This is a genomic window from Pseudomonas sp. S2_C03, from assembly GCF_054668405.1.
Genome location: NZ_CP162766.1, coordinates 4,378,172 through 4,391,428 on the forward strand (window position 1 = coordinate 4,378,172; position 13,257 = coordinate 4,391,428).

General features: G+C 60.2%; 13 protein-coding genes. 6 read left to right on the plus strand and 7 right to left on the minus strand.

The genetic code is table 11. The features are described from left to right. The first annotated feature begins 46 nt into the window (after window positions 1–46). Window positions 47–952, plus strand: a complete 906-nt coding sequence (locus AB4N64_RS20290; protein WP_460117826.1) for a LysR family transcriptional regulator — start codon at window positions 47–49, stop codon at window positions 950–952. Window positions 953–1,017: 65 nt separating this feature from the next. Further along, window positions 1,018–2,031, plus strand: a complete 1,014-nt coding sequence (locus tag AB4N64_RS20295; protein WP_460117828.1) for a sensor domain-containing diguanylate cyclase — start codon at window positions 1,018–1,020, stop codon at window positions 2,029–2,031. Between the two features lie 10 nt (window positions 2,032–2,041). Here the strand turns inward: AB4N64_RS20295 and msrA are convergent, their stop codons facing one another. Then, window positions 2,042–2,749 carry a peptide-methionine (S)-S-oxide reductase MsrA gene (gene msrA / locus AB4N64_RS20300; protein WP_460117830.1) on the minus strand — a complete coding sequence of 236 codons (708 nt, stop codon included), beginning with the start codon at window positions 2,747–2,749 and terminating at the stop codon, window positions 2,042–2,044. Between the two features lie 28 nt (window positions 2,750–2,777). Further along, window positions 2,778–3,296: a peptide-methionine (R)-S-oxide reductase MsrB gene (msrB, locus tag AB4N64_RS20305; protein ID WP_460117831.1), complete on the minus strand. Its 519-nt coding sequence runs from the start codon at window positions 3,294–3,296 to the stop codon at window positions 2,778–2,780. 151 nt (window positions 3,297–3,447) lie between these two features. Between msrB and AB4N64_RS20310 the strand changes: the two genes are divergently transcribed. The 4 genes from AB4N64_RS20310 to AB4N64_RS20325 all read left to right on the plus strand — a co-directional run bounded on the left by AB4N64_RS20310 (window position 3,448) and on the right by AB4N64_RS20325 (window position 8,270). Beyond that, the gene (locus AB4N64_RS20310; RefSeq protein WP_460117833.1) at window positions 3,448–4,164 is read left to right on the plus strand and encodes a response regulator transcription factor; all 717 of its coding nucleotides are present in this window, start codon (window positions 3,448–3,450) and stop codon (window positions 4,162–4,164) included. Beyond that, entirely contained in the window at window positions 4,161–5,678 is a 1,518-nt protein-coding gene (locus AB4N64_RS20315) for a sensor histidine kinase (RefSeq protein ID WP_460117835.1), read from the plus strand. Before AB4N64_RS20310 ends, AB4N64_RS20315 begins: the two co-directional genes overlap by 4 nt. Before the next feature lie 243 nt (window positions 5,679–5,921). Then, the gene (locus AB4N64_RS20320; RefSeq protein WP_460117837.1) at window positions 5,922–6,626 is read left to right on the plus strand and encodes a hypothetical protein; all 705 of its coding nucleotides are present in this window, start codon (window positions 5,922–5,924) and stop codon (window positions 6,624–6,626) included. A gap of 213 nt (window positions 6,627–6,839) precedes the next feature. Next, a complete protein-coding gene (locus AB4N64_RS20325; RefSeq protein WP_460117838.1) occupies window positions 6,840–8,270 on the plus strand; it encodes an aminotransferase-like domain-containing protein in 1,431 nt (476 codons plus the stop codon). Between the two features lie 104 nt (window positions 8,271–8,374). On the opposite strand, the gene AB4N64_RS20330 is transcribed toward AB4N64_RS20325, so the two are convergent. Genes AB4N64_RS20330 through AB4N64_RS20350 form a run of 5 tightly spaced genes read right to left on the minus strand, consistent with a single transcriptional unit; the run spans window position 8,375 to window position 13,233 of the window. Continuing rightward, window positions 8,375–9,187 carry an N-acyl homoserine lactonase family protein gene (locus AB4N64_RS20330; protein ID WP_460117840.1) on the minus strand — a complete coding sequence of 271 codons (813 nt, stop codon included), beginning with the start codon at window positions 9,185–9,187 and terminating at the stop codon, window positions 8,375–8,377. Between the two features lie 13 nt (window positions 9,188–9,200). After that, window positions 9,201–10,160, minus strand: coding sequence for a diiron oxygenase (locus AB4N64_RS20335; protein ID WP_460117842.1), 960 nt, complete (start codon window positions 10,158–10,160; stop codon window positions 9,201–9,203). 58 nt (window positions 10,161–10,218) lie between these two features. Next, window positions 10,219–10,977 carry a TauD/TfdA family dioxygenase gene (locus AB4N64_RS20340; protein ID WP_460117844.1) on the minus strand — a complete coding sequence of 253 codons (759 nt, stop codon included), beginning with the start codon at window positions 10,975–10,977 and terminating at the stop codon, window positions 10,219–10,221. Window positions 10,978–10,998: 21 nt separating this feature from the next. Beyond that, complete coding sequence (locus AB4N64_RS20345) at window positions 10,999–11,871, minus strand: branched-chain amino acid aminotransferase (RefSeq protein ID WP_460117846.1); 873 nt, start codon at window positions 11,869–11,871, stop codon at window positions 10,999–11,001. A 24-nt stretch (window positions 11,872–11,895) separates the two neighbouring features. Then, the gene (locus tag AB4N64_RS20350) at window positions 11,896–13,233 is read right to left on the minus strand and encodes a KamA family radical SAM protein (protein ID WP_460117848.1); all 1,338 of its coding nucleotides are present in this window, start codon (window positions 13,231–13,233) and stop codon (window positions 11,896–11,898) included. Between the last annotated feature and the right edge of the window lie 24 nt (window positions 13,234–13,257).

Here is a 13,257-nt window from a genome sequence, read left to right on the forward strand (position 1 = left end):
GGATAAACTCTGCAAAACTTCATTCATTTAAAAGTCAGGCTTGATAATGGATTTGTTCCAGGCAATGACCGTTTACGTCAGAGTGGTGGAAACAGGCAGCATGACCGCCGCAGCTTTGCAGTGCGAAATGTCTACCACGATGGTGGGCAATCACCTGCGAGCCCTGGAGAAACGTCTTGGCGTGCGCTTGCTCAACCGTACGACACGGCGCCAGCGGTTGACGGAATTCGGCACCGCGTACTATCAGCGCTGCCTGGAGGTACTGGGGTTGGTGGCCGAATCCGAGCGCCTGGCCGAGCAGGCACTGGATGAGCCGAGCGGCACCTTGCGCATCACTGCCCCGTTGACGTTCGGCACGGAAAAACTGGCACCGGCCCTGAGCGAGTTCACGCTGTTGTACCCGCACGTCAAACTCGACGTGGTCCTGACCAATCGCCGCCCTGACCTGTTGGAAAACGGTTTCGACGTGGCCTTTCGCCTTGGCCATATGGAACAGCAGAATCTGATCGCCCGCGCCTTGATCGACTATCCACTGACCATGTGCGCCTCACCCGCCTACCTGGCGCGACGTGGCAATCCGCAAACCCCGGAGGAGTTGCAATTGCACGACTGTCTGTCGTTCGCCTACCCGGCCGGCGACGACTGGCACTCGGTGGAAAAACAATGGCGCCTGAGTGGACCCGATGGCGAGATTGCCGTCGCGGTCAACGGACCGATGCTGATCAATAGTTCCGCTGGGCTACACCAGGCTGCCCGTACAGGCATGGGTATCGTGATGTTGCCTGATGCGCTGGTGGAGGAGGATCTGGAGAACGGCAAATTGATTGCCCTGATGCCAGACTTCTTGCCCCCTAGCCGGCCGATGAGCCTGATGTACGCGCAAGATCGCTACCGTTTGCCGAAACTGCGTCGCTTTGTCGATTTCGCCATGCAGATGTGGGGCAAGCACTAGGCGGCTGAACAACTGTTCGACTAATCTGCTGGGCACGCGGAACATTTTCGTCAGGGAGAACGTTGATGGATGGAGCGTCGGAAATTGGAACGCTGAAGTTCAATCTATCGGATTTGAACGAAGACATGCTGCACACCATCCTGGAGTTGGTGAGCGATGGCATCTGGGATTGGAACGCCAATTCCGGATTTGTCTATCGCAACCCTGGCTGGTATGAAATGTTGGGTTACGAACCGCATTCCCTGGAAAACACCGTGCTGACCTGGGAAAGCGTGATACATCCCGACGACTACCCTCGGGTCATGGTCCTGTTCGACGCCTACCTGGAACGACGCTCGACCGGTTACCAGGCCGAGTACCGATGCCGCGCCAAAGATGGGCGCTATATCTGGATCGAAGACCGAGGCTACGTGATTGCCCGCAATGACGATGGCTCTGTCGCGCGCATGGTCGGCGCGCATCGCAGTATCGATGACAGGAAGCGACTGGTCGAAGCCCTCGAGCGACGTAATGAATCCCTGGAAGCCATGGTTGAAGCGCGCACCCAGGAGCTGTCCCGGGTGAACCAGCAGCTACAAACCCAGCTCGAAGAAAACCGCAAACTGGCGCAAACCGACGCGCTGACAGCGACCGCCAACCGACATCTGCTGAGCACCGCCCTGCCCCAGGAATGTGAGCGCGCCCAACGTTTTCGCCAGCCACTGTCGCTGATTGCCATGGACATTGACGACTTCAAGCCGATCAACGACCACTACGGGCACGCCCTTGGGGACGCAGCGCTGGTGCGGGTGGTCGATAAGGTCAAACAATGCGTTCGTGAAGGCGACCTGCTGGTGCGCTGGGGCGGTGACGAGTTCATCATGGTCCTGCCCAATACGAGCCTGGCCGACGCCAGGGCTCTTGCTGAAACCATTCGTAGCAAACTTGCCGACCTTCCCCCGGTCGGCGATTTCCAACTGACACTCAGCATCGGGGTGGTGCAGCGATTCGACGAAGAACACCAGACCGGTTTGCTCGCCAGAGCCGATCAAGCGTTGTATCGGTCGAAAACGGCAGGCAAGAATGTGATTTCCAGTTGAACTCCCGCCCTCAAGGCCCCGCTTTTACCAGCACCGGTTTTTCCTGGTAGCGCTGTGGATACAACTGCTTCAACTGCGCCACCTTCGGCAGATCGTTGATCACGATGTAGGGATACGTCGGATGCTCGGTCAGGAAGTCCTGGTGTTCCTCCTCCGCCGGGTAAAAACCGTTGTAGCGTTCCAGCCGCGTGACGATCGGCTGCTCGAAGGACTTCGTCGCACTCAGTTGGTCGATATAAGCCTGGGCGACACGTTGCTGCTCGCTGTTCTGCACGAAGATTGCCGAACGATATTGCGTGCCGTGGTCCGGTCCCTGGCGGTTGAGTTCAGTGGGGTTGTGCGCCACGGAAAAGTAGATTTGCAGCAAGGTGCCATAGCTCACCTGCGTGGGGTCGAAAGTCACCTGTACCGACTCCGCATGGCCAGTATCCCCTTCACTGACCCGCTCGTATTGCGCAGTACCGGCCGCCCCCCCGGCGTAACCCGACACCGCGCTCTTCACGCCTTTGACATGCTGAAACACGCCTTGTACACCCCAGAAGCAGCCACCGGCGAAGATCGCTGTTTCAGTGTGGGCCTGGGTGTTTTCGTCAATCGCGGGAGGAGGAAGAAGCACCGCCTCTTCAGCCCCGCCAAGGGAAAACGCCGAACACTGCCCGATAACGCCGGCAGCGGCCAGGCCCAACAGGGCACGACGCCAGGTGAACATGGATTTCATGGGCTTACTCCAGAATGAAAAAAACGTATCAAACGGTTTGGGGGTCGAATGTCATGGCGAGGCCGTTCATGCAATAGCGCAGGCCCGTGGGTTTCGGCCCGTCATCGAAAACGTGCCCCAGGTGCCCGCCGCAGCGCCGGCAGTGGACCTCGTCGCGCACCATGCCGAAGCTGCGGTCCTGGCGCGTCGCGACGGCGCCGTCCAGCGGCGCCCAAAAACTTGGCCAGCCTGTGCGGCTGTCGAATTTGGTCGCCGATGAAAACAACGCCAGCTCGCAACCGGCACAGGCGAACGTGCCCTCGCGGTGTTCGTTGTTCAGGGCGCTGCTGTAGGCGCGTTCCGTGCCCTCTTCGCGCAGGATTTCGTATTGCTCGGCACTGAGTTTTGAACGCCATTCGCTGTCGCTGTGGGTGACCTCGAAGACCTCCCCGGCATTGGCTTCGCTGATCAGTGCGCTGGTCGCGGCAAATTTTGGCAATACACCGACGACCACCGCCGCAACCCCCAGCCCACCGCCCGCGAGAAGAAAATGTCGCCGAGAAAACATGGCCGCCTCCAACAATCCAAAGTGCCTTTCGTGGAACACAGCCTAGGCTTGGGTTGATCGCCAAATCCTCACGAGAAGTTAAATAATTCGTGATAACTCTGGCGTTGGAAAACCCGCACAATGTGCCCATTGCGTCGAAGGATTGAACTGGATGGAACAGACCAAACGCGTTCTCGTGGTCGAGGACGACCTGCATATCGCCGACCTTATCTGCCTGCACCTGCGTGACGAGCAGTTCGAGGTGGTGCACTGCGCCGACGGCAACGAAGGTATGCGACGGCTGGAGCAAGGAAGCTGGGACGCATTGATTCTCGATTTGATGCTGCCGGGTGTCGACGGCCTGGAAATCTGTCGGCGCGCTCGCGCCATGGCCCGCTACACACCGATCATCATCACCAGTGCGCGCTCCAGTGAGGTGCACCGGATTCTCGGGCTGGAGCTGGGTGCCGACGACTACCTGGCCAAACCCTTCTCCATGCTCGAGCTGGTGGCCCGGGTCAAGGCGTTGTTACGGCGAGTGGACGCCATGGCGCGCAACCTGAAGATGGACGCCGGCAGCTTGATCATCGACGGACTGTCCATCGACCCGATCACCCGCGAGGTCGCCCTCGATGGCCGGCGACTGGACCTCACGCCAAGGGAGTTCGACCTGCTCTATTTCTTCGCCCGCCAGCCAGGCAAGGTGTTCTCGCGCATGGACCTGCTCAATGCCGTGTGGGGCTACAGCCATGAAGGCTACGAGCACACGGTCAATACCCACATCAACCGCCTGCGCGCCAAGATCGAGGCCGACCCGGCAGACCCGATGCGCATCCTCACGGTGTGGGGTCGAGGTTACAAATTCGCCGCCCCGGATGAACAGCCATGAGGCTGACCCTGACGCAGCGTTTGTCGCTGGTATTCGCCGTGCTGTTGCTGGTGTGCTGCGGCACGTCGGCATGGATGCAGGTGCGCTCCAACCAGATGCACGAGCAGGAAGTGGTGCAGGGGTTGTCACGCGACCTCGCCCAGCACATCGCCCGCGACACCGTGCTGATGGACACCCAGGGCCTGATGCCCAATGCCGTGCGTGATCTGTTCAGCAAGCTGATGCTGGTCAACCCGAGTGTCGAGGTGTATCTGCTCGACACCGAGGGCAAGATCGTCGGCAGCGCGGCGCCCGAAGGACGGATTCACCGCGAGCGTGTCGACCTGGCGCCTATCCAGCGCCTGCTCAAGGGCGATGCCCTGCCGATCCTCGGCGACGACCCGCGCAGCGTCGATGCCCGTAAGGTATTCAGTGCTGCGCCGCTCAAGGTTGACGGCAAAGCCGCCGGCTATCTCTATGTGGTGCTACTGGGCGAAGATCATGATCGCCTGGCCGAACGCGGTGCCACCAGCGCGGCCCTCAACACTGCACTGCTGTCCATCGCCCTGGTCGCCCTGCTTTGCCTGATCGCAGGTCTCACCGCGTTCGCGTTGATCACCCGGCCGTTGCGCCGCTTGACGGAAACCGTCAGCCGGTTCGACATTGATGGCACGCCAATGGCAGCCGCTGCCGCACTCCCTGTGGAAAAGATCGCCAGCCACGACGAAATTGCCATTCTCGATGCGACTTTCCGCCAGATGCAGACACGGCTTAGCGAACAGTGGCGCTCGCTGACCCGCCAGGATCAGGAGCGACGCGAACTGGTCGCGAACATTTCCCATGACCTGCGTACGCCGCTGGCTTCATTGCATGGTTATCTGGAGACCCTGTCGCTGAAGGATACGACGCTGTCCCCAGCCGACCGGCGGCGTTACCTGGGCATCGCCTTGGATCAGAGCCGCAAGGTAGGCGGCCTGGCGCAGTCACTGCTGGAACTGGTAAGGCTCGAACACGGTTTTGTGCAACCGGTGCTTGAGCGCTTTTCGCTGACCGATCTGGTTCAGGACATTTTTCAGAAATTCGAACTGACCGCCGAGGCGCGCCAAGTGGAGCTCAAGGCCAGTTTCGCCCCCAGCGTGGCGGCAGCCTGCGCCGACCTGGGCTTGATCGAAAGGGTGCTGACCAACCTGTTCGACAATGCCTTGCGCCATACGCCGCAGGGGGGGGAAATCGAACTGAGCCTGCGAACTCAGGGAGCTTTCATTGAGGTGACCGTCAGCGATACCGGCCCGGGTATCGCCCCGGAACTGCGCGAAGGCTTGTTCCTGCGGCCGTTCAACATCGGCGGCGCGCGCCGTGACGGCGGACTGGGGCTGAGGATCGTGCACCGGATCCTGCAATTGCATGGCCGCGATATCCAGCTGGTCGACGTGCCCGGGCGCGGCGCGACCTTTCGCTTCACATTGGCGGTAAACCAACAGACAGCGGAACAGTGGGCCGTGCGGTCCATGAACCTCAACACCCCAACCCTGTAAACCCCATCGTGGGAACGGGGATAACGCATCCCCTGTAGGAGCGGACTTGTCCGCGATGGACTCAAGGACGCCGCAGGGTGGCAGCCATCGTTATCGTTAACGACCATCGCCACGTTTCGACGTTTTGACAGGCTCGCTCCTACAGGGGTGACAACCCCGCCCCGGTCCAATAGATTAGTCGGCCGGAAAAAGCCCGCGCGCTTTCTCGTCTCTATTCAAGCTGAAATAAGTAGTGAAATTTCAATGTCCGATTCCAATACCGCTGAATCCGTAGTCACCCTGTCGTCCAAAGCGGAATACGAAAACTCCATCAATCTTTCACAACATGTGTCCCAGGCCAAGACCATTAGCGAGATGGTGCTGGACGCTTTCCAGTCCACTCGGGAAAGTGACCAGATTCGCGAGCTGCGTGCCGCGATTCGCCAGGCGCATGACCGCTTTGATGACGATACCGCCTATGAACTGATGGGCCAGCTCAAACAGCTCAAGGATGCCGAAGCAGCCGATACGGCGGCGCTGGAAGACCTGAGCAGCAAATTCCCGATCAGCCGCATCCTGTCTGCGTTCAAGGACGACCCGGCGTTCCAGGAAATCGTCTACGGCCTGGCACTCAAAGTGCTGAACCAGACGCATCAGGCCATCAGTAACCCGAGCGGTGGCAAGAGCAAGGCTGCCCGAGTCAAAAAAGAAGCCGAAGTGTTCACCATCAGCAAGGACGGCATCAGTGTCACCCTGCCCCTGCGCACCCCGCGCTCGCGCTTGAGCGTTGACCGTGAAGCGCTGGAATTCCTCGGCTTTGCATTCGTCGGTGAAGGTGATGAAGCCGAGCTTGAAAGCGAGACCTTCCTGGATAATGCGGGCACCGAACAAGCGGTCAACCGCAAGAACATCATCACCGCGCTCCAACAGCAAACAGCCTTCGACGGCTATAGCATCACCGCACAGTAACTCCCTCGAAGTCCCGCCACCGTCGGACTGAAAGCCCCGCCCTAGAGCGGGGCTTTTTATTGCCCGCGATTCCTGCCAAAGCCCGATTACTCTCACAGTAACGACACATGCTTAAACACTTCCCTTCACCCTTGAGCACCACGGGTCCGCCTGCGGGGAACATCGACTTTCTTTCCAGCCCAAGACTTCAGTGGTGCGATTGCTGAGGTCATCATGCACACCACGCCCTTGTACCGTCAGTTGGCCAACCACTATCTCGACGCGATCCGAAGCGGCACCTTGAAAACCGGTGAACGTTTCCCCTCTATCAGGCTGATGATGGAGAAACATGCCGTCAGCCTATCGACGGCCGTGCAGGTTTGCCGCGAACTTGAGGACTGCGGCGTCCTCGAAGCGCGACCGCGCTCGGGCAACTACATTCGCCAGCCAGAGACCTCGCCCAGACAAGTTGCGATCACACCTGCCCCGCCCCTGGACACCAGTGTTTACCTGGGCATTCACCCGCAGGTATCATCTGTGTTCAAGGCCAGCGAGCAGGCGGCGGTAAAGGTCAATTTCGCCACTGCCTACTGCGCGCCATCGCTCTACCCCTTGAAGACCTTGCAGGACCAGATGATCAAGGCGCTGCGTCGGGACGCGCATTTACTTGATACAGAAGGCCCGACCTGCGGCAACCTTGCGTTGCGCAATGTCCTCGCTCGACGTGCGCTGACCGCCAAAGCCATTCTGCCCGCGGAGAAAATCGTGATCACCAACGGCGCCACTGAAGCTCTCACGCTGGCGCTGCGCGCGGTCAGCCATCCCGGTGACACGGTGGCCGTGGAGTCACCGACCTTCTATGGACTGCTGCAGATTCTCGAGAGCCTCCACCTGCACGTGCAGGAAATTCCGGCAACGGCGCAATCGGGTATCAACCTGCTGGCGTTGGAGCAACTGCTGCAAGGCTCGCAGCCCATACGCGCCGTGGTCGTCATGCCGAACCTGCAAAATCCGCTGGGCAGCATCATGCCCGACGCCAACAAGGCCAGGCTGGTGCAACTGTGCGCCGAGCACGGCACGGTGCTGATCGAAGACGACACTTACGGCGACCTGGTGGAGACCGATCAGCCGCTGTCGACGCTCAAGCATTGGGACCACAGCGATAACGTGATCCATTGCGCCTCATTGAATAAAACCCTGGCACCGGGCATGCGCCTGGGCTGGATCAGCGGGGGGAAATGGCACGAACGCGTCGAGATGCTCAAACACACGCAATCCCGAGGTTGCGAAGCGTTGACGCAACTGGCGGTGAGCGCGTTCATGAAAACACCCTCCTACGAACGTTATCTGCGCCGGTTGAGAAAAACCCTGACGCTACAACGCCAGCAAATGAGTGAATCGATCACACGCTATTTCCCGGCAGGCACCGGCATCAGCGAACCTCGGGGCGGCGCGTTGCTGTGGGTGGAACTGCCACCACACTGTTCATCCATGAGGCTGTTCCATGAAGCGCTCAAGGTGGGGATCCAGATCTTGCCTGGGGATGTCTTTTCCAACAACCAACGCTTCAATCATTTCGTGCGGATCGGCTGCGGGATGCCGTATTCGCCGAAGATCGATGAGGCGCTGGCGACGTTGGGGCAGATGTTAAAAAACCCGACCTGAACACCTCGCTGCAGGAGCGAGCACGCTCGCGATGGTGGCCGGGACTCCACAGGGTGTCAGGCAGCCAGCGTTATCGTTGGCCTCCATCGCGAGCATGCTCGCTTCTACAGGGGGTAGAGCATTGGTGCTTGATGCAGACAGATAATGTGCGGCTCACCATTCCAATGCGGGAAACGCTCAGCGATCAGCGGATCATGCCCAGGAATGACGTGGTCCTCGCCATCCGCCAGCGCGTCGATCACATCGAACGCCTCCAGCGTCTGCGCCAGGTCATCCAGAATCGGAAACGGGCTGCGTTCGCGGATGTTCGCCCACAAATGCGCCGCATCCGAGGCCAGGACAATCCACCCGCGTGCCGTGTTGACCCGCACCACCTGGCTGCCCGGCGTGTGGCCGCCCACCGGGTGCAGCGTCACACCCGGCGCCACTTCGACCACGCCACCATGCAACCGCAACCGCCCCTCGAACAGCGGCGGCAATGCCGACATCACATCCTCCACCTCATAGGTTTTGTTCACCGTACGGTGTGCCATTTTCGGACCGGTGCAGAAACGCAATTCGGCTTCCTGCAAATGCACCGTGGCGTTGGGAAACAACCCCAGGTTGCCGGCATGATCCCAGTGTAAATGGGTGAGGATCAGGTTCTCGACGCGTGACGGATCTATGTCCAGTTGGCGTAGGGATTGTTCCGGCAGGCAATACATCTGTCGGTTGCGCCGATCCGCCGTGGCCGGCTGGAAACAGGTGTCGACCACGATCACCTGCTGCGGGTTGCGGATGACCCAGAAGTAGTAATCCAGCGGCATCGAGGCATTCGGATCACCACAACAGGCGTCGTAAAGAAAGTTCTCCCGCGCCGTGCGCTGGGCATTGGCGCCGACGCGAATGGCGAACACTTCGTACTCAGGAACGGACATATTCATCTCCTGATCAGGCCACGGCAGCCGATTTGAGTGTCGGACGGAAGTCGAAATCGATCTGGTCGCGGATGCCCAGATCCTCGGCCAACCGCTGCAGCCCGCTGTAGTCACGCATGATCGTGGCGTTCCGGTTGCTCTCGCGGGTGTCGGCAATGATCCGCTCCGCCTGCGCGACACCCAGTTGGGTCAGGATCGCCTCCCACATCGAGTAGTCCTGTGCCACGAATGCACTCAGCGCTACCGACAGGGTCTGTGTGAAAAACACCCGTTGCTCGGATTCCATGTTGGCGTACATGACCTTCGCCACTTCGGCGAGTACCTTGCTGTGGGCATATTCGTCGCGGTTGTGCAGTTCGGCAACCCGGCGGTTTTGCGGTTGGATACTCTGGTCATCGGCCAGGAGATCCAGGTAGGCGTTGACGCTGATCTCGGCCACCACCGCGAAGGTGATCGCCGCCAGGTCGCGCTGCCATTGTTCGGTCAGGGTTTGCTGCAATGCGACAAGGCGCAGGTAGGTGACTGAGGGTGGCAGGTCCAGGTCGTGGTCCAGCGCACGGTCCTCTCGGGTCCGCTCGATGGCTCGCAGGTGCATGAGGGTGTGGTAGTGCTCGTCGATCAGTGTCTGTTGCATCGCCTCGCGAAAATGCCAGTTGTCCTTTCCCAGATACTGGTTGGCGATGACGCTCAGTGCCGGATTAACCACGTGCTCTTCAGCGGTCACGGTGCGCAGGTTGTAGCCAATCCAGCCCCAGGTCACGACGTTGCTTTTCAGCTCGTCATCCAGCGCCTGGAACTCCGGGTGGTGGAAAAACGGCACCATGCACTCTGGATAATCCGGACGAGCGGGATCGAACACTTCGTCGACGGCAGACTTGTCCGGCGAACACACCGTGGCGCGTCGGGTCCAGGCCTGGTTGAGGCGGACCACCAGTTGATGATCGACCTTGGCGATCTCGATTGCTGTTTGCATGAGGCGATACCTGTAGGACGCGTACCCGGTAAGGGGTACGCCAATGGAAAAGTGGGAGTCAGGCCAGCCAGTAGCGGGTCAGGTTTCGTCCGGGGTCGGTGTATCGGCTGCGGGCGTGGATCATGCGCCAGTTATCCCAGATCAACATGCAGCCATCGGGGATCAGCACCGGCGTGTTGTGCTCGACGAACCAGGCTTCCCCCAGGGTCGCAAAACGGGCCAGTGGCGAGCGGCTGTTCGTCACGTTCGAGTGCTGCAGGTCTTCCTCGGACGGGTTCACATCGCCGTAGTGAAACTGGTTGTAGCTGAAGCGGAAAATATCCCCATCTTCTGTAGGCGTGAGGATGTATTCCTTGACCCGCGTCTGTGCCGCTTCCCCCGGTTTGGCGGTGGCCACAAATTCCACCGGGGTTTCGTCGAGCCACTCGCGCAATTCCGGTTCGGTGCGCTCCAGATGGGCCAGGAACTCGATGCCGTCCACCAACCCGGTATGCCCACCGCCGCAGGTCGCCTGCTGATGACAATGCAGCGCCAGGTAACGCGGCGGCGGGCCGTAGACCGGCGCCTCGGTGTGCGGGCCAATGCCATTCATGCTCTGGGAATACGGCAAGGCTTCATACCCTGGCATACGGGTGATGGGGTAGGCGGTTTGCCCATTGAATTGCGGAATGATCCGGCCGAACGCCTGCAATGTGCCGACAACATCGTAGGCAAATTCGCCAGCAGTCAGCACCGTCCAGCCGCGCGAGGCCAATTCCTCTTGGCGATGGCCGAGCGAAACGTAAGGTGTAGACACAAGAGTCCCTTGATCTGACATGGTGGTGTTCCTGGTGGTTTATCAGGCGTTAACGGTTTGGGTGTACGCGGCGATGAAGTCGCGGCAGGCAGTGCCCGGTCGGTAGTGCTGCTCGTCGATGCTCTGCACTGGGGTAATTTCGGCGGCGGTGCCCGTGAGAAAACACTCGTCGAAATCACCCAGCTCGGTGGGAAGAATCCTGCGTTCGACCACCTGGTAATCCAGCGCCCTGGCCAGCTCGATGACGGTCTGGCGGGTGATCCCATCGAGAAAACAATCCGGCTTGGGCGTGTGCAGCGTCCGGCCTTTGGCGAAAAACACGTTGGCACTGGTGGCCTCGGCCACATGACCGCGCCAGTCGAGCATCAGCGCATCGTGATAGCCGTGATTTTCCGCGTCGTGCTTGCTCAACGTGGCGATCTGGTAATGCCCCGAGGCCTTGGCTTCGAACGGGCTGGTATCCGGTGGCGGGCGTCGCCAAGCCGCCGTCTTCAGGCGGATGCCGGCCATGCGCGCCGCCGGATCGAAGTAGCTCGGCCATTGCCAGCAGGCGATCGCCACGTGCACACGGTTGAAACGCGCCGAGGTGGAGATCATTTCACTGCCACGCCATGCTACGGGGCGCAGGTAACCGTCGACCACGCTGTTGCGTTGCAGCAATTCATGGCTGGCCGACTCCAGCTCGGCCCGTTCAAAGGGGATGACGAAATCCATCAGGTGCGCCGAGCGATACAGCCGCTCGCTGTGTTCGCGCAGTTTGAAGACCTTGCCGTTGTAGACACGCTCGCCTTCATACACGGTGCTCGCGTAATGCAGACCGTGGGTCAGCACGTGCAACCGTGCCTGGGACCACTCGACAAACTCACCGTCGAGCCAGATAAAACCTTCTCGCTGATCAAACCCGATACTGCTCATGTCCTTGTCTCCAGGTGAATCGTCCTACGCCGTTTCCAGCAGGACCGGTATCAATTCAGGCGCGTTTGCCGGCGGCAGTTGAAAGAAGAACGACGCCTCGCCAAACGCAGGTCGTAACTGATCGAACCAGGTCGCAAGCGGATCGAAGCGCGCATAAAAGGTGCGCAACACCCACTGCGGATCGCGGGCCTGGAGGAACTGCAGCACGAAGACCTTTTCCCCGGCGACCACCTCAATGCCGTTGATCAACACCTTGCCGTAGAAGGTGCTCATGGACGGTCCGCGCACCGTGCGCGCCAGCCCTGACACGGTCCTGTAGGCCGCCTGGAAAATCTCGAACGCCCGCGCCAGCGGCATCTCAAAGTAGTGGCTGGGCCCGGTATCACGCTCGACGAACATGTAATAGGGCACCGCCCCAAGCCGCACGCCTTCGGTCCATAACGCAGCCCAGTCGGCGGGGTTTTCGTTGATGTGGCGGATCACCGGCGCCTGCATGCGCAAAGTCGCGCCGGTCGAGCGGATTCGCTCGATGGCCTGACGGGCAATGTCCTGGCGGATCTCCACCGGATGGTTGTAATGGCCCATCACCGACAGGTGCTTGCCGGCTGCAACGATGCGCTCAAACAGCTCCAGCAGCTGCGGCGCATCCTTGTCGCTGACAAAACGTTGCGGCCAGTACGCCACGGCTTTGGTGCCGATACGAATGCTCTTGAGGTGCGGCAGCGCGAGCAAGGGCTCGATGTAACCTGCCAGCGACCGGGTGTTCATGATCATCGGATCGCCCCCGGTGATCAGCACGTCGGTAACCTCGGTGTGCACCCGCAGGTAATTCACCAGCTCCTGTGATTCACGCGCGTTGAACTTGAGCTCTTCCTCGCCGATGAACTGTGCCCAGCGGAAACAGAAGGTGCAGTAGGCGTGACAGGTCTGCCCGGCGCCGGGGAAAAACAGCACGGTCTCGCGGTACTTGTGCTGCAGGCCCGGCAGGACTTTTGCGTCGAGCGTTGCTGCGTTGTGCGTGAGTTGCCCGGCCGGATGCGGATTCATGCGCAGCCAGATCGCTTCGATCCGCCGCTTGATGGCGACGGCATCGTCGCGCTCGATCAACTGCTTGAGCGACGCATATTCTTCGGGCAGCAACATGTCCTTGTGCGGGAAGGTCAGGCGGAACATCGGATCGTCCGGAATGTTGTTCCAGTCGATCAAGGTGCCCAGCACGTATTCGTTGGTTCTAAACGGCATGACCCGCGCTACCACGTCCATGGCTTCCTGCAACGCGGGTGTCAGTTTCTGCCAATACGGCGTGTCGCGTATGGTGCGTGAGTTGTAGGCTTTGTATCGTTCTTGCTCCAGTCCTTGCATGGCAGCGCTCCTGGTGATTGCCTC

Coding starts and splice junctions, on each gene's coding strand:
- AB4N64_RS20350 (WP_460117848.1), bottom strand. CDS start 13,233: ATGCAAGGACTGGAGCAAGAACGATACAAAGCCTACAACTCACGCACC.
- AB4N64_RS20340 (WP_460117844.1), bottom strand. CDS start 10,977: ATGTCAGATCAAGGGACTCTTGTGTCTACACCTTACGTTTCGCTCGGC.
- AB4N64_RS20345 (WP_460117846.1), bottom strand. CDS start 11,871: ATGAGCAGTATCGGGTTTGATCAGCGAGAAGGTTTTATCTGGCTCGAC.
- AB4N64_RS20330 (WP_460117840.1), bottom strand. CDS start 9,187: ATGTCCGTTCCTGAGTACGAAGTGTTCGCCATTCGCGTCGGCGCCAAT.
- AB4N64_RS20315 (WP_460117835.1), top strand. CDS start 4,161: ATGAGGCTGACCCTGACGCAGCGTTTGTCGCTGGTATTCGCCGTGCTG.
- AB4N64_RS20295 (WP_460117828.1), top strand. CDS start 1,018: ATGGATGGAGCGTCGGAAATTGGAACGCTGAAGTTCAATCTATCGGAT.
- AB4N64_RS20320 (WP_460117837.1), top strand. CDS start 5,922: ATGTCCGATTCCAATACCGCTGAATCCGTAGTCACCCTGTCGTCCAAA.
- AB4N64_RS20335 (WP_460117842.1), bottom strand. CDS start 10,160: ATGCAAACAGCAATCGAGATCGCCAAGGTCGATCATCAACTGGTGGTC.
- msrB (WP_460117831.1), bottom strand. CDS start 3,296: ATGTTTTCTCGGCGACATTTTCTTCTCGCGGGCGGTGGGCTGGGGGTT.
- AB4N64_RS20310 (WP_460117833.1), top strand. CDS start 3,448: ATGGAACAGACCAAACGCGTTCTCGTGGTCGAGGACGACCTGCATATC.
- AB4N64_RS20290 (WP_460117826.1), top strand. CDS start 47: ATGGATTTGTTCCAGGCAATGACCGTTTACGTCAGAGTGGTGGAAACA.
- msrA (WP_460117830.1), bottom strand. CDS start 2,749: ATGAAATCCATGTTCACCTGGCGTCGTGCCCTGTTGGGCCTGGCCGCT.
- AB4N64_RS20325 (WP_460117838.1), top strand. CDS start 6,840: ATGCACACCACGCCCTTGTACCGTCAGTTGGCCAACCACTATCTCGAC.